Here is a 24,754-nt window from a genome sequence, read left to right as displayed (position 1 = left end):
GCCGATTACCAGGCTGGAGCAGTTGCTTCCGTGGAATTGGACGCCGCCGACCGTCAACGCTCAAGCGGCCTGACCTGCGGCCTTCACCGGAGGCTTACGACAGTGAAACGCTTCACCGATGAGATGCGAGCCCGCCTCGACCGCCTGGACGAGATGGTCGGCGGCTAAGCCACTATCCGCTTCTTTCTCGAGGGCGCCGGGTTCGGCCCTCTTTTGTTGATCCGGACAGGCCCATTTACGAAATCCTCGAGCGCCGGCACGCCTTCCAGCACCAGATCGGCGTAGATCTGCGCCCGATACTTTCGGCGCTCGATGTGAAGCGCACAATTGTAGGCCGCTTCGACCTTGTCTTTCGATGTGTGGGCCAGCATCAAATCGATGACATAGCGGTCTTGCGGGTACCGTTCCTTCATGCTTGACGAGAACGACGCGCGAAAGCCATGTGGCACATGCTTTTCGTAATAATCTTCCCGGTTCAGGAAGTAGCCCATGGCATTTAAGGACATCGGTTGCGTCGGCCGCCGCAGATTCGTAAAGACAAATTCGCCCCTACCCGTCAGCTTTCGCAACAGAGAGATAATCTCCATCGCCTGCCGAGGTAGTGGCACAATGTGATCGTAAAATCGTCTTATTTCCGATCCAGCTTGAGCTTCATACGTGACGCGAGGATGCGCCAAACCGGATTGTCCTCGTCCAAATCGTCCCATTCAGCCCAAGGCGTAGCTGCCTGGCGCCCAAACAGTGCTGGCAAGGTCGAACCACTCCTTTGCCACAACTTCAAATGTCGCTACCGCGTCAGAGCGCTGGATCGCCTTTTCAAGCTTTTTCTGTGCGGACGGGTCTTTGCCAGATTTGAAGAGTTGCCGCGCTTCATCCCTCGCCCGCTGTGCATCGAGCAAACTCATCTTAGGATAATCACCTATGACGAGCGTCTTTTCCTTGCCGAGATACTCGTAGCGGTACCGAAAAATTTTGCTGCCGGCTTTCGTGACGTAGACGTGCGGCCCGTCAGTGTCAGAAAGACTATAGGGCTTGTCTGCGCCTTAGCTTTTCGAATCGTCGTGTCGGTAAGCGCAACCACTCCATCGATCCCCGGTTTGGTACCCGGAAATGATCGGGATAGTACGAAACGTTATGGGAACCATTGGGAATAAATGCGAAACAAAAGTGGCAGATGGGGTGGGATTCGAACCCACGGTACGCTCTCACGCACGCCGGTTTTCAAGACCGGTTCCTTAAACCACTCGGACACCCATCCATCGGTGGTGAGGCTTTATAGCGTTTTGAAAAAGGCCGTCAATCCCGATGGCGCACGCGCGCACAGCCTCTTCGCATCCGTCAGCACCTCATTGTCCTTGTGTCGTTGCCGGCGGCAGCAGAGACCCCTCGCCCGAAGGAAGTGCCGGACTTTGCTGAGGCGAGTGGAATAGCGCCAGACTCAGCACGATTGCCACAAGCACCAATAAAAGCGCCACGAAGAAGATTCCGGATTTATCCATGCGTCTGCTCATGTCCCGTTATGTTAGGCGCGAATATGTGCAATTCGAGGCAATCGAAGAATAAAACGACCTCCTGTCAAGTTGCCTGACAGATTTGTCCAGTTGATATTCCTAAATTCTTCCTGCTTGAGCAAATTTTATGCGTCGGCGTACTGTTTGGGACGGAAGTGGCCTATCGCGTCAGTAATATTGTCATTTATATAGCCGCATCGCTCCCGGGCATTGCCCAACTTTCCCCGAGCGATCAACCTGCCCCGCCCGTTTGCGGGGCTTTTTTCTTTTATACTACCGAAAAACTGCGACCGTCGGATAAAGGCTGGGTGTGCGTTACCTGCTTTATGGTTCAGACACCGATGCTCGGTCCGCCATCGCCGTGCCGAAAACCGCCCCGGAAAATATCCTCGAGAAGGTTCAGCAGCGCCGGCGGTAACGTGTCGGACAGCTCTAGTATGATCTCGTTGGAGCGATTGTAGGAATAGATGGCGCAAAGTGTCAGCACCAGCAGCACGATCCACGGCCAGATTGGCTTGCGCCTAGGCGGCACCCCATTGGGTTGTTGCGGTACAGTCATCCCGGTACCTTCCGTTCAGGCCTTGACGCGCGGTTCGCCTCCCGGCGCATAGGCGGTTTTTTGCAGGAAACGGAATATGTTACCGCACTGACCGCAGCGGATCATGAATTCCGTTGGATCGACCGAGGCACGCTCGGTGCGGAAGCCACGCGGCATTTCATCAACGCGAAAATCGAGGTTACGGCGGTCTTTCTCATCCGATTCCGACACCTCGGCAAAACCCTGATGACCGCATTTGGAACATTCGAGTTTCCGGGAATATCTGTCGCGCGCTGCCATATGCCGTCCTTTGCTTGCACCCTATCAGGTAGCAGCGGCAAAACAGCATTTCAATGGCGATCGCCGCAGGTTAAAGCTTTGACCGTCTGTTTTCAGTGTGGAAAACGCGTCCAGTGGCAAGAACAAGTCGGAAGCTCATGCACAACGAAGCCCCCCTGCTTTCATCCTCCCTGATACGGCGCGCAATCATCATTGCCGTCATTATTATATGCTTTGTTGCTGCCCTCAATATCGGCGTTAAATGGTACGGAGAGCGAATCCTTCAGGCGGGCCATACGACAGCAACCGACGAGGTGGAGATCACAATCGGAAATGACCGGCTGAAACTTGCGAAAAACACGCTGCGTGTACCTTCCGACCGCTATGACGGAGAGCGAGAGCGGGCCGATCTTTATCTCACCTGGCCGGATCTCAAGGGATATGAAGACTCCAATCGCGCTGTTTTCGATGATCCGGTGCAGGCAGCAGGGCTTATTTTCATCCAGCTATCGCAAAGCACGATGTCTGAGGACATGTCCGGCCGTTTCGGGCCGATCTATGCCCGGTTGACGGAAGGAGAGCCTGTGCCGCTGAAACACGGCCTCACACTGCACCGCCTGCGCGCCGACGCAGGTTACGGCAAGGAAGTCATATTGACCGGGCAGCGAGAGGGCGAAAGCGACTATGTCGTGCGCTGCCTTCTGCCGCAAACCCAGCAGGAGTCGGCGGGCAGCGACTGCCAGAGGGATATCCACGCCGGCCAGGACCTCAGCCTGTTCTACCGATTCTCCGCAACCTTGCTCCCGCAATGGAAAGAACTCGACGCAGGCGTGAAACGCTACATCGAGCAGCGCCTCGTAAAAGACTGAAATCCGTGAAAAGGCGTGAGACAGATTGCGCCCGAAAAGTCGCATTTTATGGAGCGTGGATACCTTTCATAAACCACTTGGTAACGCCATCCCGATAAAGTTTCTTCCCGGAGCACTCGGGCGGGGCGCGTCCGAGCGGAACAGAAATATGCGATTGAAGAGTTCAGCAGTGTTGAAAAGTCTATTTGGGGCAGATTCGCGCAAAGCGGGTGCGACGTCTTTGGTAAGGTTCGTTGCGTTGACCCTTGCTGCGGCGTTCATAACCGCAACATCCGTTGGCACCGCACAGGCGGACCCGAAATATGCGGGCATCGTCATTGATGCCAAGACCGGCAAGGTTCTCTATGGCGAGGATCCGGATGGCCTGCGCTATCCTGCCTCGCTGACGAAGATGATGACGCTTTATCTTACGTTCGAGGCGCTTAATTCCGGACGCATTTCGCTCGATTCCAAGGTGCCGGTTTCGGCCAATGCCGCCAAGGAGCCTCCTTCCAAGCTCGGCGTGCGCGCCGGTGGCAGCATCACGGTCGAGCAGGCAATTCTTGCGCTCGTCACCCGTTCCGCCAACGACATGGCCACCGCACTCGGTGAATATATCGGCGGCTCCGAAGACCGTTTTGCCAGAATGATGACCGCCAAGGCCCGTGCGCTCGGCATGACGCGCACGACCTATCGTAACGCCAACGGCCTGCCTAACACGGCGCAGATGACGACGGCGCGTGACCAGGCCCGCCTCGGCATCGCCCTTCGCCAGCATTTCCCGCAATATTACGGCTACTTCTCCACGCGCACCTTCAATTTCGGCAAGCAGGTCATCGGCAACCACAATCGTCTCGTGGGAACCGTGCGCGGCGTAGACGGCATCAAGACAGGTTATACCCGTGCCGCCGGAAGCAATCTTGCAACATCGGCACAGCTAGACGGTCGCTCCATCGTCGCCGTCGTTCTTGGCGGCCGCTCGAGCGCTGCCCGTGACGCCACCATGCGCAAGCTTGTTGCGACCTACCTGCCGCAGGCCTCCCGCAGCGGCAACAGCAACCTGATTGCGCAGACGAGATCGGCACCTGTCGAAGAGCCAGTCGCTGTGGCTGTTGCTGCTCCACCTGTGGCAGTCGCGGCTCCGTCCGCAGCTGTCGCTGCGACAGATTCCGGCCTGCCCCATGCCGGCCCCGTACCGCAGACCCGTTACGAGGACGCGCCGGTTACTGCCTTTGCAGGCTCCTCGTCCAATGCGGCCGTAAAGGCCATGGAAGCCGCCACCTGGCAGAAGGGCAAGGATCCTATTTCTCAGGTAGCCGTCGCGCCTGACCGCAAGTTGATTACCAACTCGACCAAGGTGGACAATATCGTCACCGCGTCCACACCGGCATCTGTGCCCTCCACCCCTTCCGTTTCGGCAAAGGCTGAAGCTCCGCAGGGCGGCTGGGTGATCCAGATTGGCGCATCGCCGGATGAAAACTCGGCACGTGGCCTGTTGCAGAATGCGCAGGAAAAAGGCGGCGCCGCCCTTCGGTCCGCAAAACCCTTCACGGTGGCCTTCAGCAGAGAAGGCTCCCAGGTATACCGCGCCCGCTTCGGCGGCTTCGACGGCCAGGCCGCCGCGGTAAATGCATGCAATGCATTGAAAAAGAAAGGCGTCAGCTGCTGGGCGTCACTCCAGTAATCGACGTTCGCGCAGGCGGTGGCTTATTTGTTGAAACATCGCCTGTCTCCTCGAATTGTGTAATGTGTAGCGAGGCTTTCCAAGATGGCAGTTAACGAGAACTATTCGGACATTGCGTCTGGCAACGGGCAAGGCAGTCTGTCGGTTCTGCATCCCATTCACGAGGCGGCAATGCGCATTGCCGATCTCGGTCTTAACCGCTCCAAGGCAAAGACGCGTGATCTCGTCAGCCTGCTTCTGTCGCACGGCGCCCGCGCCTGGCGTGCCAATCAGCCGGAAGCCAATATCCACCTTCATGTCGGCCGCCGCTCCGGGCGTGCACCGGTCCATATCCGGATCCGCTGAGAAACCGAACATAACCGGACGAGACAAAGAAAAACCCCGCGGAGCCTGTGCACCGCGGGGTTTTTGTTGATTGACAATGAAGAAACGAGACGGCTTACGCCTCGCTCTCCGGTGCCTCTGGCGTATCCGGCAGAGTGTCTGCCACATCTTCGCCATTGCCGTTTTCCGCCTCTTCGTCGCCTTCAGGCTCGTTGATACGTTCCACGGAAACCACCTTCTCATCCTTGGCGGTGGAGAAGATCGTCACGCCCTTGGTGGCGCGGCTTGCGATACGGATGCCGTTTACCGGCACGCGGATCAGCTGGCCGCCATCGGAAACCAGCATGATCTGGTCGCCTTCGTCCACCGGGAAGGCCGCAACGAGTTCGCCGATTTCCGTCGTCTTCGAGGTATCGGTGGCGCGAATGCCCTTGCCGCCACGACCCGATGTGCGGAAGTCGTAAGACGAAGAACGCTTGCCGTAGCCTTTTTCAGAGACGGTCAGCACGAATTCTTCGCGTGCCTTCAGTTCCTGATAACGCTCTTCGCTGAGTTCGCCTTCTTCCGCGACTTCCTCGCCAACCAGTGCGATATCTTCCTCATCGACCCCGGCGGCACGCCGCTCGGTGGCCGAACGCTTGAGGTAGGCCGCACGCTCCCACGGTTCAGCTTCCACATGGCCCACAATGGTCATGGAGATAATGCGGTCGCCATCGGCCATGTTGATGCCGCGCACGCCAACCGAGTTGCGGCCGGCAAAGACGCGGACATCGTCCACCGGGAAGCGGATGCACTGGCCGAGTGCCGTCGTCAGCAATACGTCATCCTGGTCGGTACAGGTTTCGACGGAGAGGATTTCATCGCCCTCCTCCTCCAGCTTCATGGCGATCTTGCCGTTGCGGTTGACCTGCACGAAATCGCCGAGCTTGTTGCGGCGAACCGTGCCGCGCGTCGTCGAGAACATCACATCGAGCGTTTCCCAGGTCGTTTCGTCCTCGGGCAACGGCATGATGGTGGTGATGCGCTCGCCGGGTTCCAGCGGCAGCATGTTGATGAGGGCCTTGCCCTTCGACTGCGGCGTACCGATCGGAAGGCGCCAGACCTTTTCCTTGTACACGATGCCGCGCGAGGAGAAGAACAGCACCGGCGTATGGGTATTGGCGACAAAGAGACGGTTGACGAAATCTTCGTCGCGCGTCGCCATGCCGGAACGGCCCTTGCCGCCGCGACGCTGTGCCCGGTAGGTGGTCAGCGGCACGCGCTTGATGTAGCCGAGATGCGAAACGGTGACGACCATATCTTCGCGGGAGATGAGGTCTTCATCATCCATGTCAGGACCGCCTTCGACGATCTCGGATCGGCGTGGCGTGCCGAACTCGTCGCGAATGGCAATAAGCTCATCCTTGACGATCTGCATGATGCGCAGCCGTGAAGACAGGATTTCGAGATATTCGCTGATTTCCGCACCGATCTTGTTCAGCTCGTCGCCGATTTCGTCGCGGCCAAGCGCCGTCAGGCGGGCAAGGCGCAATTCGAGAATGGCGCGTGCCTGCTCTTCGGAGAGATTGTAGGTGCCGTCTTCATTGATGCGGTGGCGCGGATCGTCGATGAGACGGATCAAGCTTTCCACATCCTGCGCCGGCCAGCGCCGCGTCATCAGCTCCTCACGGGCCGAAGCCGGATCGGGAGCATGACGAATGACGCGGATGACTTCGTCGATATTGGCAACCGAGATCGCCAGACCGACCAACACATGCGCGCGGTCGCGCGCCTTGCGCAGCAGATACTTCGTGCGGCGGCTGACGACATCCTCACGGAAGGACACGAAGGCGCGCAGCATGTCCAGCAGCGTCATCTGTTCCGGCTTGCCGCCGTTCAGCGCCACCATGTTGCAGCCGAAGGAGGTCTGCAGCGGCGTGTAGCGATAGATCTGGTTCAGGATGACTTCGGCATTGGCGTCGCGCTTCAGCTCGACGACGACGCGATAACCCTGGCGGTCGGACTCGTCGCGCAGATCGGAAATACCCTCGATGCGCTTTTCCTTGACCAGTTCGGCCATCTTCTCGATCATCGTCGCCTTGTTCACCTGATAGGGAACCTCGGTGATGATGATCTGCTCGCGGTCGCCGCGCATCGGCTCGATGGTCGCACGGCCACGCATGATGACCGATCCGCGACCCGTCTCATAGGCAGAGCGAATGCCGGAACGGCCCATGATGAGCGCGCCGGTCGGAAAGTCCGGGCCGGGAATGATCTGCATCAGTTCAAGCAGCTCGATCGCCGGATTGTCGATGAGGGCGATACAGCCGTCGATGACTTCGGAAAGATTGTGCGGCGGAATATTCGTCGCCATGCCGACGGCGATGCCGCCTGCCCCGTTGACCAGAAGGTTCGGGAATTTCGCGGGAATGACGACCGGCTCATGCAAGGTGCCGTCATAGTTGTCGCGGAAATCCACCGTTTCCTTGTCGAGATCGTCGAGAAGCGAATGCGCTGCCTTTTCGAGACGGCACTCGGTGTAACGTTCGGCCGCCGGCGGATCGCCGTCGATGGAGCCGAAGTTGCCCTGTCCGTCGATCAGCGGCAGGCGCAGAGACCAGTCCTGCGCCATGCGCGCCAGCGCATCGTAAATCGCCGCATTGCCGTGCGGATGGAATTTACCCATCACGTCACCGGTGACGCGGGCGCATTTGACGTATTTCTTGTTCCAGTCGATGCCGAGTTCGGACATGCCGTAAAGAATACGGCGATGAACCGGCTTCAGACCGTCACGGACATCGGGAAGCGCGCGGGAAACGATAACGCTCATGGCGTAATCGAGATAGGACCGCTGCATTTCCTCAATGATGGAAATCGGTTCAATGCCTGGCGGAAGTTTTCCGCCGCCGGGGGGGCTCTGGTCAGTCAAAACGGATCACATTCTCTGTTAAGAATCGGATGGATTTTTATAGCGGAAACAGCCACGTTAAGCCAATTTCCAGGCGAGTTTTGAACAGTCTTTTGCGTCATTTGCAAGACATACCCCGCTTTTCGCCATTTAGGTTGGCAAAAGCGACGCCGCTCCCTTTCAAAGCGAGTACGACTTGCGTAGGCTCCGGCCTAAAAACAGAACAGGTGGGGAAAGAATGGCCAGCAGCGAAACGCTCATCAACGCGCTTACAACACTTCTGGTCACGCTCGATCCGCCCGGTCTCGCGCCCGTATTTCTCGCACTCACGGTTGGAATGACGCGCGACCAGCGCGCCCAGGTGGCCCTGCGCGGTTCGATCATCGCCTTCGGCATTCTCGCCATCTTCGCCCTGTTCGGTCTCACCATCCTCAACCTTCTCGGCATTTCGCTGGGTGCCTTTCGCATCGCCGGTGGCCTGCTGCTGTTCTGGATTTCCTTCGAGATGATTTTCGAGAAACGCCAGGAGCGCAAGGAAAAGACCTCGGAGATCGCCATCACAAAGGACCATCTGCATAATCTGGCGGTCTTTCCGCTCGCCTTGCCGTTGATCGCCGGGCCTGGCGCCATTTCCGCGACCGTGCTCCTGGCGGGAACAATGAAGACGACGCTCGAAATGGTCGTGCTTATTCTCATCCTCGCCTTCGCCATGGCCCTCGTCTACGCCACCCTGATCGTCTCGGAACGCATGGACCGTTTTCTCGGCAATACCGGCCGCGCGATCCTGACAAGGCTGCTCGGCGTCCTTCTTGCCGCGCTTTCCGTGCAGTTCGTAGTGGACGGCATAAAATCGGCCTTCGCATTCTGACGACCATCGGTTCACAACAAAATGCCGCAACCGGCCGGATTTGCGAAAAATCCGCCCTTTGAATACGGCTCCTGCCTCGGGTAAAAGACGCGCATCTTTTTTCCGCATCAGAAAGCTCTCTCCATGCGATCCACGCTGCGCCGCCTCATCCCGGATGCCGCTCCCGTCAGTAACCGGGAAAGGCTGCGCGCTGCGGCGGGCGCCTTCGTCGGCATTTCGCTGACGGGACTTCTGGGCAGCCTTGCTTTCCGCCTAGACCCTACCCTGCCAGCCATGATCGCGCCGATGGGCGCCTCGGCGGTGCTTTTATTCGCCGTGCCATCCAGCCCCCTTGCGCAGCCCTGGTCGATCCTCTGCGGCAACATCGTGTCGGCTTTCGTGGGCGTGACGGTGGCTTTACTCGTTCCGGATATTTTTCTTGCCAGCGCGCTTGCCATAAGCCTTGCCATTGCTGTCATGATGGCGCTGCGCTGCCTGCACCCGCCAAGCGGCGCGGTGGCGCTGACGGCCGTTCTCGGCGGTCCCGCCGTGCATAGTCTCGGCTATGGATTTATTCTCTGGCCGGTCGCCGGAAACTCGCTCATCCTTCTCATCCTCGCGCTCGTTTATAACAATGCCACCGGCCGCGCCTATCCGCACGGCCTGAGGTTGGGAAAGGCCAGCCACGGCACGGCAGACCCGACGCCGATACAGAAAATCGGCTTTTCCTCAGCCGATCTGGACGAGGTGCTGAAGGAATATGACGAGGTTCTCGATATTGATCGCGATGTGCTGGAGATGATTTTGCGCAAGACGGAATTGCGCTCCTGGCGCCGCCGCGCCCTCCACCTCGATTGCGCCAGCGTCATGTCGCGCGATGTGGTCGGCGTCGCCCCGGATGATAGCCTGCGCCACGCCCATTCACTGATGCGCAACCACCATTTCAAGGCTCTGCCAGTGACCAACGACAGGGCCGAAATCGTCGGCATCGTCACTCAGACAGATTTTCTTGAAAAGGCTAGCTGGAGAAACGGCCGCCCTTCCATCGGTTTGCTGCAGCGCCTGCGCCTTATCCTCTCAGGCACAAGCGCACCTAACGATACCGTAAAGGATATCATGACATCGCCGGTTAGAACCGTGCAGCCGGAAACGGCGATCGAGGAAGCAATCATCCGCTTTGCGGAGGAAGGGCTGCATTACCTGCCGGTGATCGACGCCAACGGCAAGATGGTGGGTATTCTTTCGCAGTCCGATGTCATGGTTGCGATGCTGGCGGACAAAGCCGCGGCGTAGGTCGTCGCGACCTTGAAGCGGGCAACCGGTTTCGATCGGCCTCCGCTCCGTCAATCACGGTCCCGATCAGAACGGGATATCGTCGTCCATGTCACTGGAGAAGCCGCCGGAAGGCTGGCTGCCGCCACGCGAGGCACCGCCGCGGGCCGCCGGCTGCTGGTCGTAACCGCCACCGTAGTTACCGCCGCCGCTGCCATAATCTCCACCGCCGATGTCGCCACCGCTGCGGCTGCCGCCGCCACCTTCGCCGCGACCGTCGAGCATCGTCAGCGTCGAGTTGAAGCCCTGCAGTACCACTTCGGTGGAGTAACGGTCGTTACCGGTCTGGTCTTGCCACTTGCGCGTCTGCAGCTGGCCTTCAATATAGAGCTTGGCGCCCTTTTTCACATATTGTTCGACAACCTTGCACAGGCCTTCGTTGAAAACGACGACCGTGTGCCATTCTGTCTTTTCCTTGCGCTCGCCGCTGTTGCGGTCCCGCCACGTCTCTGAGGTGGCGATACGCAGATTGGCGATCGGACGGCCGTCCTGCGTCCGGCGAATTTCGGGATCGGCGCCAACGTTCCCAATCAGAATTACCTTGTTTACGCTACCAGCCATCTCGTCATCCTGTCCGCCAGCCATCGTGACCGGCAATTGTATTTCAAAAAATCCCGCACACAATAACCATCGCCGCCCGCAAAGGGCACCGCAACGGGGAACAATCCACAGCGAATAATCCCGACTTTTTCTGAGAGTATATTCGCACTTGCAATTTGTTCCTTTTTTGTTCTATTAAATCACGAAATTCGAGTCAAGTGAGCCGAAAAGCCATCGATCGATAGGGAATAAACCTCGACACGTCCGGTTGCGTCACTACATAAGGACGCGCCGCCATCAGGCCTGTTAATTTTGTCCGAGCTTTATCATGAGTGAACTGAAGACGATTTCCATCCGTGGTGCCCGTGAGCATAACCTCAAGGGTATCGATCTGGATCTACCGCGCAATAAGCTGATCGTCATGACCGGGCTCTCCGGCTCGGGCAAGTCGTCGCTCGCCTTCGACACAATCTATGCCGAGGGCCAGCGCCGTTATGTCGAGAGCCTCTCGGCCTATGCGCGCCAGTTCCTCGAAATGATGCAGAAGCCGGATGTAGACCGCATCGAGGGGCTTTCTCCGGCGATTTCCATCGAGCAGAAAACCACCTCGAAGAACCCGCGCTCTACGGTCGGCACGGTCACGGAAATCTACGACTATATGCGCCTGCTGTTTGCGCGTGTCGGTGTGCCCTACTCGCCGGCGACGGGCCTGCCGATCGAGAGCCAGACGGTCAGCCAGATGGTCGACCGTATCCTTGCCTTCGAGGAAGGCACGCGCCTTTATATTCTCGCGCCGATCGTGCGCGGCCGCAAAGGCGAATATAAAAAGGAACTCGCCGAGCTGATGAAGAAGGGCTTCCAGCGCGTCAAGGTGGATGGCCAGTTCTACGAGATCGCTGACGTTCCCGTCCTCGACAAGAAGTACAAACACGATATCGATGTGGTGGTGGACCGCGCCGTCGTGCGCCCGGATATGGCAGCACGCCTTGCCGACAGTCTCGAGACCTGCCTCAAGCTCGCCGACGGGTTGGCAGTGGCCGAATTTGCCGACAAGCCCCTGCCGCCGGAAGAAACCTCGGCTGGCGGCTCCGCAAACAAATCGCTCAATGAGACCCACGAGCGTATGCTGTTTTCGGAAAAATTCGCCTGCCCGGTCTCCGGCTTCACCATCCCGGAAATCGAGCCCCGGCTTTTCTCCTTCAACAATCCCTTCGGCGCCTGCCCCACCTGTGACGGTCTCGGCTCGCAGCAGAAGGTGGACGAAAACCTGATCGTGCCCGAACCTGCACGCACCCTGCGGGATGGCGCGATCGCCCCCTGGGCCAAGTCGTCTTCCCCCTATTACAACCAGACGCTGGAGGCGCTGGGCAAGGCCTTCGGTTTTAAGCTGTCGAGCAAATGGACGGACCTTTCGAAAGAGGCGCAGCACGCCATTCTCCAGGGCACTGACGACAAGATCGAGTTCAACTATCAGGACGGCGCGCGCTCCTACAAGACGGTGAAGAATTTCGAAGGCATCGTTCCCAATCTGGAGCGTCGCTGGAAAGAAACCGACAGCGCCTGGGCGCGCGAGGAAATCGAGCGTTATATGTCGGCGGCCCCCTGCCCGGCCTGCGCCGGCTATCGCCTGAAGCCGGAAGCGCTCGCCGTCAAGATCAACAGAATGCACATCGGCGAAGTCACCCAGATGTCGATCCGTATGGCACGCGACTGGTTCGAGACGCTGCCGGAAAATCTGAACGCGAAACAGAACGAGATCGCGGTTCGCATTCTCAAGGAAATCCGCGAACGTCTGCGATTTCTCAACGATGTCGGGCTGGATTATCTCAGCCTGTCACGCAATTCCGGCACGCTTTCCGGCGGAGAAAGCCAGCGCATCCGGCTTGCTTCGCAGATCGGCTCCGGCCTCACCGGCGTTCTCTATGTTCTGGATGAGCCGTCCATCGGCCTGCATCAGCGTGACAATGCCCGCCTGCTCGATACGCTGAAACATCTGCGTGATATCGGCAATACGGTAATTGTGGTCGAACACGACGAGGATGCCATTCTGACGGCGGATTATGTTGTTGATATCGGCCCGGCCGCCGGCATTCACGGCGGTCAGGTGATCGCCGAAGGCACGCCGCAGGAGGTCATGGCCAATCCGAAATCGCTGACCGGCAAATATCTATCCGGCGAACTTGGCGTCGCCGTGCCGGCAGAACGCCGCAAGCCGAAAAAGGGCCGCGAAATCAAGGTTTTTGGCGCACGCGGCAACAACCTGAAGAATGTGACTGCGGCCGTTCCCCTTGGCGTTTTCACCGCCGTTACCGGCGTGTCGGGTGGTGGCAAATCCACATTCCTGATCGAGACGCTCTATAAGTCGGCAGCACGCCGCGTGATGGGCGCGCGCGAAATTCCGGCCGAGCATGACCGCATCGATGGCTTCGAATTCATCGACAAGGTGATCGATATCGACCAGTCGCCAATTGGCCGCACACCACGATCAAACCCCGCCACCTACACCGGCGCATTTACGCCGATCCGTGACTGGTTCGCCGGTCTGCCGGAGGCAAAGGCGCGCGGTTATGCACCTGGCCGTTTCTCCTTCAACGTCAAGGGCGGCCGCTGCGAAGCCTGCCAGGGCGACGGCGTCATCAAGATCGAGATGCACTTCCTGCCAGATGTTTATGTCACCTGCGACGTTTGCCACGGCAAGCGTTATAATCGCGAGACGCTGGATGTGACCTTCAAGGGCAAGTCCATTGCCGACGTGCTTGATATGACGGTGGAAGAAGGCGTTGAATTCTTCGCCGCCGTTCCGGCCGTGCGTGACAAGCTGCAAGCGCTGTTCGATGTCGGCCTCGGTTACATCAAGGTCGGCCAGCAGGCCAATACGCTCTCCGGCGGCGAGGCGCAGCGCGTCAAGCTCGCCAAGGAACTGTCGAAACGCTCCACCGGCCGCACGCTCTACATTCTCGATGAGCCGACGACGGGTCTCCATTTCCACGACGTCAACAAGCTTCTGGAAATGCTGCAGGCGCTGGTGGATCAGGGCAATTCCGTCGTGGTAATCGAGCACAATCTCGAAGTCATCAAGACGGCCGACTGGATCATCGATATTGGCCCCGAAGGCGGCACGGGCGGCGGCGAAGTGGTGGCAACCGGCACGCCGGAAGACATCGTCAAGAACGAGCGATCCTATACCGGCCATTTCCTGAAGGAACTTCTGGAACGCCGGCCGGCCGGAAAACGCGAGGCTGCGGAGTAATCCGCACCTTTCGCAGCAAGGGTACGTAAGGCCGATAGCCCGAGGAGGAATAGTATATGTCGACATCAGGCACGATCCGCACCGGTATCGGCGGCTGGACTTTCGAGCCGTGGGAAGGCACGTTTTATCCGGAAAAACTGCCGAAGAAACGCCAGCTGGAACATGCCAGCCGGCAATTGACGGCGATCGAGGTGAACGGCACCTATTATAGCAGCCAGAAACCCGAGACCTTCGCCAAATGGGCGGCGGACGTGCCTGAGGATTTCGTTTTCTCCCTGAAGGCAAGCCGCTTCGTCACCAACCGCAAGGTCCTGGCCGAGGCGGGTGAATCCATGACGAAGTTCCTGACGCAGGGATTGACGGAACTCGGCCACCATCTCGGTCCGATCCTGTGGCAATTCGCGCCGACTAAAAAATTCGACGCCGAGGATTTCGGCGCGTTTCTGGCATTGCTGCCCGAAAAACAGGACGGCATCAGCCTTCGCCACGTGGTCGAAGTGCGAAACCCGACATTTCAGGTGCCGGAATTCATCGATCTTCTCGCCAAACACAAAGTCGCGGTCGTCTGCGCCGACCATCACGATTATCCGATGCTGCCTGACGTAACTGCCGATTTCGTCTATTGCCGCCTGCAAAAGGGAGAAGACGATATCGAGACCTGTTATCCGAAGGCCGAGATTGACCATTGGGCAAAACGGGTCAAGACCTATGCGGTGGGCGGTGTTCCGGATGACCTGCCGCTGATCGCTCCCGATAGAAAAGTCGAGAAGACCCCTCGCGATGTCTTCGCTTTCTTCATCACCGGCGGCAAGGTCAATGCACCAAACGGCGCACAGGTATTGCAGAAATTGGTCTGACTGGCTCAGCCAGCCATTTCTTTCGCCGGGTTGAAATCGACTGCCGCGAACGCCGCCTCGATCACCTCGGTTCCAGCGCCCGGCCGTGTGGCGTCGCTGGAAAGGATTTGCCGGAAACGGCGCGCGCCGGGCATGCCCTGAAACAGGCCGACCATGTGGCGGGTGACGTGATTGAGGCGCCCGCCGGCGGCGATATAGTCGGCTGCGTAGGCTATCATCGCATCACGCAGCCCCATCCAGTCAGCTTGCCGGGCCTCTTCGCCATAAATGCGATGGTCGACATCAGCAAGGATGGACGTATTGTGATAGGCCGCACGGCCAAGCATCACGCCGTCCATATGCTGCAGATGGAGGCTTGCCTGATCGAGATCGGAGATACCGCCGTTGATACCGATGAAGATGTCAGGATTTTCCCGCTTCATGCGATAGACGAGATCATAATCGAGCGGCGGCACTTCACGGTTTTCCTTCGGTGAAAGACCTTGCAACCAAGCCTTGCGCGCATGGATCCAGACCGCATCCGCGCCCGCCGCCACAACCCGCGAAAGAAAATCCGGCAGCACGGCTTCCGGCTCCTGATCGTCCACGCCGATGCGGCATTTGACCGTGACAGGCACCTTCGCAACGGCCTTCATCGCCGTCACGCATTGCGCGACAATCTCGGGTTCGCGCATCAGACATGCGCCGAAAGTGCCGGATTGCACCCGGTCCGAAGGACAGCCGACATTGAGGTTGATCTCGTCATAGCCATAATCGCCGGCGATCCGCACCGCCTCCGAAAGCTTTACCGGATCCGACCCACCGAGTTGCAGTGCAACCGGATGTTCCTGAGTATGATAGTTGAGCAACCTGTCGCGCTGGCCATGGATGATGGCGTCGGCAACGATCATTTCGGTATAAAGCAGCGCACGCTTCGACAATTGCCGATGCAGAAATCTGCACCTTGTGTCTGTCCAATCGATCATCGGGGCCACGGCAAAGATGCGAGACCCTGATGTCACCGCTTTTTTGTAGAAATTCAACTATTTACGCTCGCTTACTAGGGTAAAATTCTGTGATAGTTTTTCATCGAGCAGCACCAATGTTCATGACTCTCGGTCACTATCACGGCGAGAAGATAATAGACGTCTCGATTGATTATACCGCGCAGATCCTTTGAAAAAAAGGTGAGCGTGTAGTTTTTAACAAGGCGAAGAAATTCGACCACAACCCTAACGCTGAAGCATACACGGTTTCTCTAGACCGAAATCGATGAGGCTGGTGGGCTTGAACGGTTGAATTCGGATCACTTAACACTATCCGATGCGAGCGACCGCTAGGTCAAAAATTGTGGGCGATGGTGCCGCTCGTGACGAGCCTCAACTCGTTCTGGGAACAATTCCCAAGGTCGCGCATTAGTGGTCGTAGACGGCACTAAACACGTACCAATACGCCAAGCAGCGCGGGCGTCGTCCAATTCTTAATGCAGATTACTTTTCGGGCTCATAGAGTCGGACCGAAGTTCGGTTCCGAAATGAGAAATTATATAATCGCCTGACCAGTATTCTCTGATCGACGTAATATTAATTTTTGTGGGGCGCGGATGAGTTTTGGTTCGAAATTTTTGAAAAGTTTGTTTCAAAGTTCTCGTGAGGCGGAGCTTGAAAAATCATGGCCGACTGATTTTTACTCAACTGTTCCACATCGCTATTCCGTAAATCTTCACAGGTACAAAAAGATAGAGGATCAGCTCGATCCCAAAGCATTGTCGAGCGGCTTTACTCACAATGAAGAGCATCATAAACGTGACATGAACCGCTTCTTCACGTTTTGCCTCATATATGATCAAATTAAAAAAGAAAATATATCGGGTGATATCGCTGAACTTGGAGTATATAAGGGAAACACATCTTATATATTGGCGAACTTCGCAAGGGCGCTGGGGCGTACGGCGTATCTGTTTGATACGTTCGAAGGCTTCGATCCGAAAGATATCCAGGGCATTGATTCATCGATCCCTTTGCAGTTTTCCGATACCAGTCTTGAAACGGTGCGGGAATTTGTAGGCGAGGACAATGTTGTCTACGTAAAAGGGTATTTTCCAGAGTCGGCTACGCAAATTCCGGACAACCTAACGTTTTCCGTCGTTCATCTTGATTGCGACCTTTACAATCCGATGATGAGTGCGCTGAACTATTTCTACCCAAGAATGGTCGAAGGTGGTTTTATCGTTGTCCATGATTATTCGAGCTTGCACTGGGATGGCGCCGAGAATGCAGCTGACGAGTTCTTTTCAGACAAGCCTGAATGTTTGATACCATTAGCGGACAGCGGCGGCAGTGCGATAGTGCGAAAGGCACGGGCATCCTCCGATAAATTCAACAATTGGCGAATTAAGCGACTTCATGATTTGTCGGTAGGAGCCTGGGTTCCCCCCCGACTTTTAAAAACTTATTTGAAAGACGGATGGGCGGAAGTTGAAGACTGGGGTGTCTGGGGCCTGGGCGATCGCCATACGATGTCCTTGATAATTCCATTCGTACCGGAAACAGCCATTAGACTGATATTTGATGTCGATGCTCTCTTACTTGGTAGACAGACGGAGCAGACTGTTGCCGTTCTGGTCGATGGTACCAATGTTGCCGAGTGGAAATTTACATCCAAAAATAAACGTGGCGATCGGGAATTGATCATTCCTTTACACTTGCTGCGAAGGGACCAGAATGATGAATCTCCCCCGACAATCTTCTTCGAATTTAGAGCCGAGTTTTTTACATCTCCACATTCCCTGAAGCCATCTAGTGAGGATACGCGTCCACTTGGACTTGCGATTCACAAATTGAAGATAGAGGTCGAGTAGAGAAACTGGCCATTGCCCCATTTCGAGAAGGTCTCGGGTCTTTTTTTGCCGCTGGCTTTTCTGAAGGGGTACGCTACCGGCAAGCAAGGATCAACGATTGAGTTTTCCGAGGCATCGTCTTGCAAACTCGCACATATATCAGGGCGGAGAACTCGGCCTCTGAACGATCGTCTGGTCGCTGGCGGCACCCACCTGCTCCTGCCGCAAAAGAAGATTAAGTTCGGTCGGCCAGCCGGGAATTCGTCTAACAAGGAGGTCGGGCGCGAATATGTGATTGTCTTTGTGTTTCGGCTACCAGGTGGTGACGGGAAGGGAACTAAGCCCGCAGCTGCGCATTTTCTAAATGGTAGTCAACAAACCGGAGGAATCCCATGAAAACACTTGCGGACATTTTCGAGCACACATTGCAGGACGTCTACTACGCGGAGAACGCAATAACGAAAGCGTTGCCCAAAGTCGCGAAGGCAGCCAAAAGTGCCGAACTAAAGAAGGCCGCCGAGGATCACCTTGCAGAGACCAGGGATCAGATCAAGAAGCTTGACCAGGTCTTTAAATCCATTGGCAAGAAAGCCTCCGGGGAAAAGTGCGACGCCATTGAGGGCTTGATCAAGGAGGCCGAAGGTCTCATGGAGGAGGCAGAAGGAACTGCGCTCGACGCTGGCCTCTTGGCGGCCTGCCAGGCAGTCGAGCACTACGAGATCGCTCGCTACGGTTCGCTCCGCGAATGGGCGAAGGATCTCGGCCACGATGAAGCCCACAAAATTCTGAGCGAAATCCTTGACCAGGAGAAAGCAACCAACAACAAGCTGACTAACCTTGCGGTGACGGCCATCAATAAGACGTCCGCCGCCAAGAAAGCTGCGTAACTCGCGTTTGCGAAGGTCTCCCCAATTTGGGAGACCTTACTTTTTTGAACACTTAAAACGCGAGCCCTACCCCTCCTTCAAGTCTCATCTTGAGCCCACCTTACTGCAGCCTCGACGCGAGCCTAAATTTCACACCTCGTAACCGCCGAATCGAGAGACCTGTAAGAGCTGCTATTTTCACTGACCAAATTCGATCATCGGGTGCCAAGGCTAAGATTTTTTCGCCGTTTGCAAGCGCTTGTCTGTACCGGAACTACCTCTTTACGGCTGCGGTCATTTTGAACTGGAAATCGCCCAGGAATCGCGGGAAAAGACTTGCAGTTCTAAAAAAGACGACAGGAAATCCCATGGCCGCCACCGTCATTCCAGTTCCAGAACCCGTTCTTCTGCCTGTAGAGGGCACAAACGAGATGTTCCCCGTGCGGCGGGTCTATTGTGTCGGCCGCAATTATGCCGATCACGCCATCGAGATGGGCCACGATCCTTCAAGGGAACCGCCGTTTTATTTCCAGAAAAATCCGGACAACCTTCTGCCTGCGGGTCGGGATTTTCCCTACCCTTCGCTTTCGTCGAACGTGCATTACGAAGTCGAATGCGTCGTGGTGTTGAAAAGCGGCGGTGCGGATATTCTGGCAAGCGATGCGCTGGGCCACGTCTGGGGTTACGCGGTTGGCATCGATATGACACGCCGCGACCTTCAGGATGGTTTGAAGAAGATGGGACGCTCGTGGGAGGGCGCAAAAGCGTTCGAATATTCCGCGCCGGTCTCCGCCATCGTTCCCGCAGACAAGATCGGCCATCCGTCGACCGGTGCGATCTGGCTCGATGTCAATGGTGAGCGCAAGCAGACAGGCGATCTGGCGCAGATGATCTGGAAAGTGCCGGAAGTGATTGCCGAGCTTTCCAAGCTGTTCACGCTTGCCGCTGGCGATGTCATCATGACCGGCACGCCCGCGGGCGTCGGCCCTATCGTGCGCGGCGATCGGATCGAGTGTGGTGTAGACGGTGTCGGCACTCTGTCCGTAACGGTCGCCTGATCGCTATCGGCGCATAATCCAAAGGGAGAGAACCGCCATGCCGCTTTATCGCCTCGCAGATCGGGTGCCGCAGACCCCCGCCACGGATCGCTACTGGGTCGCACCCGATGCGAATGTCATTGGCTCGGTGATACTTGCCGAGGATGTCGGCATCTGGTTCGGCGCGACGCTGCGCGGCGATAATGATCCAATCAGCATCGGTCGCGGCACCAATATTCAGGACGGCGTGATGGTGCACAGCGATCTCGGTTTTGCCGCCACGATCGGCGAAATGTGCACTATCGGCCACCACGCCATCATCCACGGCTGCACCATCGGCGACAATTCGCTCGTCGGCATGGGCGCAACGATCCTGAACGGCGCAAAGATCGGCCGCAACTGCCTGGTCGGCGCCAATGCGCTGGTGACGGAGGGCAAGGAGTTTCCCGACAATTCCCTGATCGTCGGATCGCCGGCGCGTGCCGTCCGAACGCTGGATGACGAGGCCGTCGCCAGCATCCGCCGCTCGGCGGAAAATTACATCGAAAACTGGAAGCGTTTTTCGAAGGATCTGGAAGTCATCGAAGAATGACGGATGGCGGGCAAGAACGCCCGCTGTCGCCAAACGGAGTTACCCCGCGCAGGCGGCACACAGACCACGAATTTCGATAGTGGTCTTTTCCGCTTTGAACCTGCTGTCCTTGACCCAGCGCTCGAGGCGATGGTCGATCTCGTGATCGTGGAACTCGTTCACCTGGCCGCAGGATTCGCAAATGGCAAAGGCGACGGTGCCATGGTGATGCGAGCAGCATTCGGCTTGCGTATGGGTGCAGGCAACAAAGGCGTTGAGACTTTCAAGCCGGTGCACGAGACCATATTCCACCAGCTTTTCCAACGCCCGGTAGACCTGCAGCGGCGCGCGAAAACCATCGTCGCGCAGCTTGTCGAGGATCACATAGGCGCTGAGCGGCGCATGCGCATTCGACAGGGCATTCATGACCAGCGACTGGTTTTTGGTAAGGTTCTGCGCATTCATGACTTGCCTCCTTCATCTGCGGAGCGGGAAAAACCCGGTGCCGGCAACAGGCTTATAACGAACAGGATCACGGCGGCAACCACGATGGACGGCCCTGATGGCGTGTCGTAACTCAGCGATCCGAACAGGCCGCCAACGACGGCAACCGCTCCGATCAGAGACGCGACCACAGCCATCACCTCAGGCGTGGAAGAAAAACGTCTGGCTGTCGCCGCCGGTATGATGAGCAGCGATGTGATCAACATGATGCCGACCACCTTCATGGCGATGGCAATCACCAGCGCCATCAACAGCGTGAAGATGAGCTTGGCGCGTTCCGGGTTCAACCCCTCGGCCTCGGCCAACTCGGTATTGACTGTGGAGGCCAGCAGAGATCGCCACAGGAACACCATGGAAACCAGCACCACCAGCCCGCCGCCCCAAATCAGCGCGATATCGCTGCGGGTAACGGCCAGAATATCCCCGAACAGGAAGGAGACGAGATCGATGCGCACCCAGCTCATGAAGGCAACTATGACGAGACCGATCGCCAGCGCCGAATGAGAGAGTATGCCGAGGAGCGCATCGGCGGAAAGCGCCTGCCGCCGTTGCAAAAAAATCAGCAGGATCGAAACCGCCGAGGCTACAAGAAAGACGCTGACGATGAGGTTGATCTGCAACAGCAGCGACAGCGCAACGCCAAGCAGTGCCGAATGGGCCATCGTATCGCCGAAATAGGCCATGCGCCGCCACACAACGAAGCAGCCAAGAGGACCGGCGGTGAGCGCAACACCGATGCCGGCGATCATGGCGCGAACGAAGAAATCGTCAAACATGCCGCTCTCCCTGCTGGTGGCTTGAAGTGGCATGTCCGTCATGCTCGTGGCCGCAGCCGCAGTCCCCATGGTCATGATTATGGTCGTGATGCTGCTCATGCGCATCATGATGGCCATCGTCGGGGTGGCAATGTTCGGTCACCGAACCATCCGCGTGCTGCACCCGGCCATCGGGCAGATGGGTGTGGTCGTGATGGTGGCTGTAAACGGCAAGCGCCTTGGTGGCCGACCCACCGAAAAGTCGCATATATTCCGGGCTCTGGCTTACCGCCTGCGGCGTTCCCCGGCAGCAGACATGGCCGTTCAGGCATATTACGGTATCGGTTTCCGCCATGACCACATGCAGGTCATGCGAGATTAACAGAATTCCGCAATTGTTTGAATTCCTGATATTTTTTATCAAATCATAAAGCGCGATCTCCCCGGAGAAATCAACGCCCTGCACAGGCTCGTCGAGAACCAGCAGATCGGGCTTGCGCGCAATGGCGCGGGCAAGCAGCGCCCGCTGGAACTCTCCGCCAGAAAGATGCTGCACCTCCGCGTTTGCCAGATGCGCGATACCCGTGGCGTTCAGCGCGGCGTCGATTTCGCGCGCGGGAAGAGGCCCGGTCAGCGTCATCAACCGGCGCACAGAAAGCGGCATGGTCCAGTCGACAGAGAGCTTCTGCGGCACATACCCGACCCTCAGACCGGCAATGCGCGATACCGCGCCCTCGCTCGGCTTCAAGACACCGATCGCCATTTTCGCGCTGGTTGATTTGCCCGAACCGTTCGGCCCGATCAACGTGACGATCTCACCCTTGCTGACGGAAAACTCCACGCCGCGCACGAGCCAGCGACCGTTGCGCTGCACGCCGGCATTGGAAAGTGACACCAGTATCTTTTTGCCCTCATGGGCGGAATGAAGCATGGGATTGTCCGATCGGCGATGTTGCTTACCGCTATCGCATACGTTATAGAGTTACGCAATAAATGTAATAACATAACTATACTTCTTCAAGTGGAGTGCATTTCATGAGATCGTTCGTGATCCCGCTCATGGCATCGGTAGCAATAGCGGCGGCCGCCTCCGGCGCCACCGCCGCCCCAAATGTCGTGGTCTCGATCAAGCCTGTCCATTCCCTCGTCGCGGCAATCATGCGTGGCGTGGGCGAACCGCAACTCATTGTCGACGGCGCAGCCTCGCCGCATACCTATAATCTGCGGCCTTCCAATGCCCGCACGCTGGAAAAGGCCGATCTGGTCTTCTGGGTCGGGCCTGGACTGGAGGCATTTCTGCAAAAGCCGCTGGAGGCGTTGACCAGCAAGGCAACAGTGGTCGAACTGGAAGACGCCAAGGGGCTGGAAAAGCTTCCCTTCCGCGAAGGCGGCCCTTTCGAGGCGCATGACGATGGCGAAGAGGCCCATGGAGAACATGCCGGCCATTCGGAAAGCGAAGACGCTCATGCTCATGATCACGCGCACGATGACGGCGACCATGAACACGGCGCGTACGACACTCATCTGTGGCTCGATCCGGCCAATGCCAAGGCCATGGCCCAGACGATAGAAACCGCACTGATTGCCGCCGATGCCGGCAACGCGGAAACCTATCAGGCCAATACGAAAAAACTGATCGACGATCTCGATGCGCTCGACAGCGAAATTGCGGAAACGGTCAAGCCTGTGAAGGACAAGCCCTTCATCGTCTTCCACGATGCCTATCAATATTTCGAGCATCGCTACGGCGTAAAAACGGCGGGATCGATCATCGTTAGCCCCGAAACCCTGCCCGGTGCCGATCGCGTCAGGGAGATGCAGGAAAAGGTTCGCCAACTTGGCGCGACCTGCGTTTTTGCCGAACCGCAATTCGAGCCGAAACTGATCTCCGTCATAACCGAAGGCACGGCGGCAAAGTCTGCAACGCTCGATCCCGAAGCGGCCACGCTTGAACCGGGTCCCGATCTCTACTTCAAGATGATGCGCGGCATCGCCGGCTCGCTGAAGGATTGCCTGTCCTGATCCGGACAGGCGTTCCTTCCATCAAGGCTTCGGCGCCATTGAGGACCAGACCGGGCGGCTGATGCTTTGCAGCGTTTCTGGCGGCGCACCGTTGATGCGTGCCAGCAGAGCCTTGGCAAGCTCCATGCCCGCAAGCTTGATGTCCTCGTTGACTGTGTGGATTTGCGGCTGGATCCAGTTCAGGAATTCTGCGGACTGTTTCGACACGATATCGATATCCTTGCCGATCCTGACACCGGCTGCCTCAAACCCCGCCACGAGCGCAATAGTGCTGCTGCCGCTGATGGAGACAATGCCGTCGGGGCGATCGTCTGATTGCATCAGGCGCTTGCCGAAATCGCGGATCTTGTCGAGCGGCGTCTCGATGGTGATGGCATCCAACGGGAATTCGGAAACGCCGAAATCCCTGATACCGCGGGTGAACCCCTTGCGGGCGTGGTCGTGGAACGCAAACCGCGATGGCGGCACGATGATGGCGATCCTCTTTCGCCCACATTGCGCCAGCCGCTCCACGGCCTCATAGGCATAAGCCTCGTTATCGAAATCGTGATAGGCGTGCTCAATGCCCATGTCGGACCGCCCATGGGTAACGAAGGGCATTTTGCGCTCCGTCATGAAACGGACGCGCGGATCGTTCGGCTCGATTTTGGAGATAATGACCCCGTCCGCCGAACCGGTTTCGAGAATGTAGCGGATCGGCACCATGGAATCCTTGGCGTGGGTGTGAGGGGTAACGACGAGGTGATATTGCGTCGTCGCAAGAACCTCGGTGATGCCGAATACCATCTGGCTGGTGAAGCCCATCAATTCCTCGTCGACGCTCAGCACCAGCGCGATCACATTGGTCTTGCCGGTGCGAAGGCGCACACCAGCTCGGTTCGGCTGGTAACCGATCTGCTGGGCAATCAGCCGCACGCGCTCCTTGGTTTCCGCGCCGATGTCAGGCGCATCCTTCAGCGCGCGCGACACGGTGGTGATGCCAAGACCCGTCATGTAGGCGATGGTCTTCAAGGTCGGGCGCTCGCCCGTTGTCGCCTTCGCTTCGTCCCTGCCTGAATTACCAGTATCGTTCATGTCATTTCGCCACGCTTTGCAGAACAATAATCATAGATAGCTTTTCGTTTCTTGCAAAGGCAAACGTCGCCGGTCGCCGTCGCACCCGATCCGGTCTTCGGGCCTTTGGCTATAACGATGTAGGTCGTGAAAAATATCGAACGGGCGTATTCCTGATTACCGACCTTACGCGCTCGCGAAACTTCCGCTCAAGAGAGAAACAACGCCAAG

The 24,754-nt window shown here is 57.4% G+C and carries 23 protein-coding genes, 1 tRNA gene and 1 pseudogene; 12 read left to right on the top strand and 13 right to left on the bottom strand.

Features of this window, described 5'->3' with window-relative positions; genetic code table 11:
• Window positions 1-164: 164 nt before the first annotated feature.
• The 6 genes and pseudogenes from ACQZ5Y_RS14620 to ACQZ5Y_RS14595 form a co-directional block, all read right to left on the bottom strand.
• Window positions 165-569 carry a tyrosine-type recombinase/integrase gene (locus ACQZ5Y_RS14620; protein ID WP_211380932.1) on the bottom strand — a complete coding sequence of 135 codons (405 nt, stop codon included), beginning with the start codon at window positions 567-569 and terminating at the stop codon, window positions 165-167.
• Between the two features lie 138 nt (window positions 570-707).
• Window positions 708-974: pseudogene (locus ACQZ5Y_RS14615) on the bottom strand (integrase arm-type DNA-binding domain-containing protein); the annotation flags it as partial.
• Window positions 975-1,168: 194 nt separating this feature from the next.
• Window positions 1,169-1,258: transfer RNA gene (locus ACQZ5Y_RS14610), tRNA-Ser, on the bottom strand.
• Between the two features lie 88 nt (window positions 1,259-1,346).
• Window positions 1,347-1,499: a hypothetical protein gene (locus tag ACQZ5Y_RS14605; protein ID WP_034502322.1), complete on the bottom strand. Its 153-nt coding sequence runs from the start codon at window positions 1,497-1,499 to the stop codon at window positions 1,347-1,349.
• Window positions 1,500-1,842: 343 nt separating this feature from the next.
• The gene (locus ACQZ5Y_RS14600) at window positions 1,843-2,070 is read right to left on the bottom strand and encodes a hypothetical protein (RefSeq protein WP_174049462.1); all 228 of its coding nucleotides are present in this window, start codon (window positions 2,068-2,070) and stop codon (window positions 1,843-1,845) included.
• A gap of 15 nt (window positions 2,071-2,085) precedes the next feature.
• Window positions 2,086-2,349 (bottom strand): hypothetical protein, encoded by a 264-nt coding sequence (locus ACQZ5Y_RS14595; protein ID WP_003515255.1) that lies wholly within the window; start codon window positions 2,347-2,349, stop codon window positions 2,086-2,088.
• Between the two features lie 137 nt (window positions 2,350-2,486).
• Here ACQZ5Y_RS14595 and ACQZ5Y_RS14590 point away from each other — a divergent pair, with 137 nt between their 5' ends.
• The 3 genes from ACQZ5Y_RS14590 to ACQZ5Y_RS14580 all read left to right on the top strand — a co-directional run bounded on the left by ACQZ5Y_RS14590 (window position 2,487) and on the right by ACQZ5Y_RS14580 (window position 5,205).
• Window positions 2,487-3,197 carry a hypothetical protein gene (locus tag ACQZ5Y_RS14590; RefSeq protein ID WP_174049463.1) on the top strand — a complete coding sequence of 237 codons (711 nt, stop codon included), beginning with the start codon at window positions 2,487-2,489 and terminating at the stop codon, window positions 3,195-3,197.
• Between the two features lie 148 nt (window positions 3,198-3,345).
• Window positions 3,346-4,860, top strand: a complete 1,515-nt coding sequence (locus tag ACQZ5Y_RS14585) for a D-alanyl-D-alanine carboxypeptidase family protein (RefSeq protein ID WP_003515257.1) — start codon at window positions 3,346-3,348, stop codon at window positions 4,858-4,860.
• A gap of 84 nt (window positions 4,861-4,944) precedes the next feature.
• Window positions 4,945-5,205, top strand: coding sequence for a hypothetical protein (locus ACQZ5Y_RS14580; RefSeq protein WP_003515258.1), 261 nt, complete (start codon window positions 4,945-4,947; stop codon window positions 5,203-5,205).
• A gap of 94 nt (window positions 5,206-5,299) precedes the next feature.
• On the opposite strand, the gene gyrA is transcribed toward ACQZ5Y_RS14580, so the two are convergent.
• Window positions 5,300-8,092 (bottom strand): DNA gyrase subunit A, encoded by a 2,793-nt coding sequence (gene gyrA, locus ACQZ5Y_RS14575; RefSeq protein ID WP_025593447.1) that lies wholly within the window; start codon window positions 8,090-8,092, stop codon window positions 5,300-5,302.
• Between the two features lie 217 nt (window positions 8,093-8,309).
• Between gyrA and ACQZ5Y_RS14570 the strand changes: the two genes are divergently transcribed.
• Both ACQZ5Y_RS14570 and ACQZ5Y_RS14565 read left to right on the top strand, forming a co-directional pair.
• A complete protein-coding gene (locus ACQZ5Y_RS14570) occupies window positions 8,310-8,939 on the top strand; it encodes a MarC family protein (protein ID WP_003515260.1) in 630 nt (209 codons plus the stop codon).
• 123 nt (window positions 8,940-9,062) lie between these two features.
• Complete coding sequence (locus tag ACQZ5Y_RS14565; protein WP_174049464.1) at window positions 9,063-10,211, top strand: HPP family protein; 1,149 nt, start codon at window positions 9,063-9,065, stop codon at window positions 10,209-10,211.
• 66 nt (window positions 10,212-10,277) lie between these two features.
• On the opposite strand, the gene ACQZ5Y_RS14560 is transcribed toward ACQZ5Y_RS14565, so the two are convergent.
• Window positions 10,278-10,811 (bottom strand): single-stranded DNA-binding protein, encoded by a 534-nt coding sequence (locus ACQZ5Y_RS14560; protein WP_065687409.1) that lies wholly within the window; start codon window positions 10,809-10,811, stop codon window positions 10,278-10,280.
• 307 nt (window positions 10,812-11,118) lie between these two features.
• On the opposite strand from ACQZ5Y_RS14560, the gene uvrA reads away from it, so the two are divergent.
• Together uvrA and ACQZ5Y_RS14550 are read left to right on the top strand one after the other, a co-directional pair.
• Entirely contained in the window at window positions 11,119-14,040 is a 2,922-nt protein-coding gene (gene uvrA / locus ACQZ5Y_RS14555) for an excinuclease ABC subunit UvrA (protein WP_003515263.1), read from the top strand.
• Between the two features lie 56 nt (window positions 14,041-14,096).
• Window positions 14,097-14,897, top strand: coding sequence for a DUF72 domain-containing protein (locus tag ACQZ5Y_RS14550; protein WP_174049465.1), 801 nt, complete (start codon window positions 14,097-14,099; stop codon window positions 14,895-14,897).
• 5 nt (window positions 14,898-14,902) lie between these two features.
• On the opposite strand, the gene dusA is transcribed toward ACQZ5Y_RS14550, so the two are convergent.
• On the bottom strand, window positions 14,903-15,919 hold the full coding sequence (gene dusA / locus ACQZ5Y_RS14545) for a tRNA dihydrouridine(20/20a) synthase DusA (RefSeq protein WP_174049466.1): 1,017 nt from the start codon (window positions 15,917-15,919) through the stop codon (window positions 14,903-14,905).
• 560 nt (window positions 15,920-16,479) lie between these two features.
• On the opposite strand from dusA, the gene ACQZ5Y_RS14540 reads away from it, so the two are divergent.
• The 4 genes from ACQZ5Y_RS14540 (at window position 16,480) to ACQZ5Y_RS14525 (ending at window position 20,210) form a co-directional block, all read left to right on the top strand.
• The gene (locus tag ACQZ5Y_RS14540) at window positions 16,480-17,736 is read left to right on the top strand and encodes a TylF/MycF/NovP-related O-methyltransferase (protein WP_236762882.1); all 1,257 of its coding nucleotides are present in this window, start codon (window positions 16,480-16,482) and stop codon (window positions 17,734-17,736) included.
• Between the two features lie 371 nt (window positions 17,737-18,107).
• Window positions 18,108-18,602, top strand: coding sequence for a YciE/YciF ferroxidase family protein (locus tag ACQZ5Y_RS14535; protein WP_003515270.1), 495 nt, complete (start codon window positions 18,108-18,110; stop codon window positions 18,600-18,602).
• Between the two features lie 347 nt (window positions 18,603-18,949).
• Window positions 18,950-19,639 carry a fumarylacetoacetate hydrolase family protein gene (locus tag ACQZ5Y_RS14530; protein ID WP_111783055.1) on the top strand — a complete coding sequence of 230 codons (690 nt, stop codon included), beginning with the start codon at window positions 18,950-18,952 and terminating at the stop codon, window positions 19,637-19,639.
• A gap of 37 nt (window positions 19,640-19,676) precedes the next feature.
• Window positions 19,677-20,210 (top strand): gamma carbonic anhydrase family protein, encoded by a 534-nt coding sequence (locus ACQZ5Y_RS14525; RefSeq protein ID WP_013636159.1) that lies wholly within the window; start codon window positions 19,677-19,679, stop codon window positions 20,208-20,210.
• Between the two features lie 39 nt (window positions 20,211-20,249).
• Here ACQZ5Y_RS14525 and zur read toward each other — a convergent pair whose 3' ends face one another.
• Genes zur through znuC form a run of 3 tightly spaced genes read right to left on the bottom strand, consistent with a single transcriptional unit; the run spans window position 20,250 to window position 22,379 of the window.
• On the bottom strand, window positions 20,250-20,654 hold the full coding sequence (gene zur, locus ACQZ5Y_RS14520) for a zinc uptake transcriptional repressor Zur (protein ID WP_013636160.1): 405 nt from the start codon (window positions 20,652-20,654) through the stop codon (window positions 20,250-20,252).
• Complete coding sequence (znuB, locus tag ACQZ5Y_RS14515; protein ID WP_013636161.1) at window positions 20,651-21,469, bottom strand: zinc ABC transporter permease subunit ZnuB; 819 nt, start codon at window positions 21,467-21,469, stop codon at window positions 20,651-20,653. The genes zur and znuB overlap by 4 nt, the downstream gene beginning before the upstream one ends.
• A complete protein-coding gene (gene znuC, locus ACQZ5Y_RS14510) occupies window positions 21,462-22,379 on the bottom strand; it encodes a zinc ABC transporter ATP-binding protein ZnuC (RefSeq protein ID WP_113473143.1) in 918 nt (305 codons plus the stop codon). The genes znuB and znuC overlap by 8 nt, the downstream gene beginning before the upstream one ends.
• A gap of 104 nt (window positions 22,380-22,483) precedes the next feature.
• Here znuC and znuA point away from each other — a divergent pair, with 104 nt between their 5' ends.
• Window positions 22,484-23,470: a zinc ABC transporter substrate-binding protein ZnuA gene (znuA, locus tag ACQZ5Y_RS14505; protein ID WP_111799657.1), complete on the top strand. Its 987-nt coding sequence runs from the start codon at window positions 22,484-22,486 to the stop codon at window positions 23,468-23,470.
• A gap of 21 nt (window positions 23,471-23,491) precedes the next feature.
• Here znuA and ACQZ5Y_RS14500 read toward each other — a convergent pair whose 3' ends face one another.
• On the bottom strand, window positions 23,492-24,544 hold the full coding sequence (locus tag ACQZ5Y_RS14500) for a LacI family transcriptional regulator (RefSeq protein ID WP_112292177.1): 1,053 nt from the start codon (window positions 24,542-24,544) through the stop codon (window positions 23,492-23,494).
• Window positions 24,545-24,754 lie beyond the last annotated feature (210 nt).

Source organism: Agrobacterium sp. A3-95, from assembly GCF_053521785.1.
Note: the sequence above shows the minus strand (reverse complement) of the source record. Positions and strands in the feature narration are given on the sequence as shown.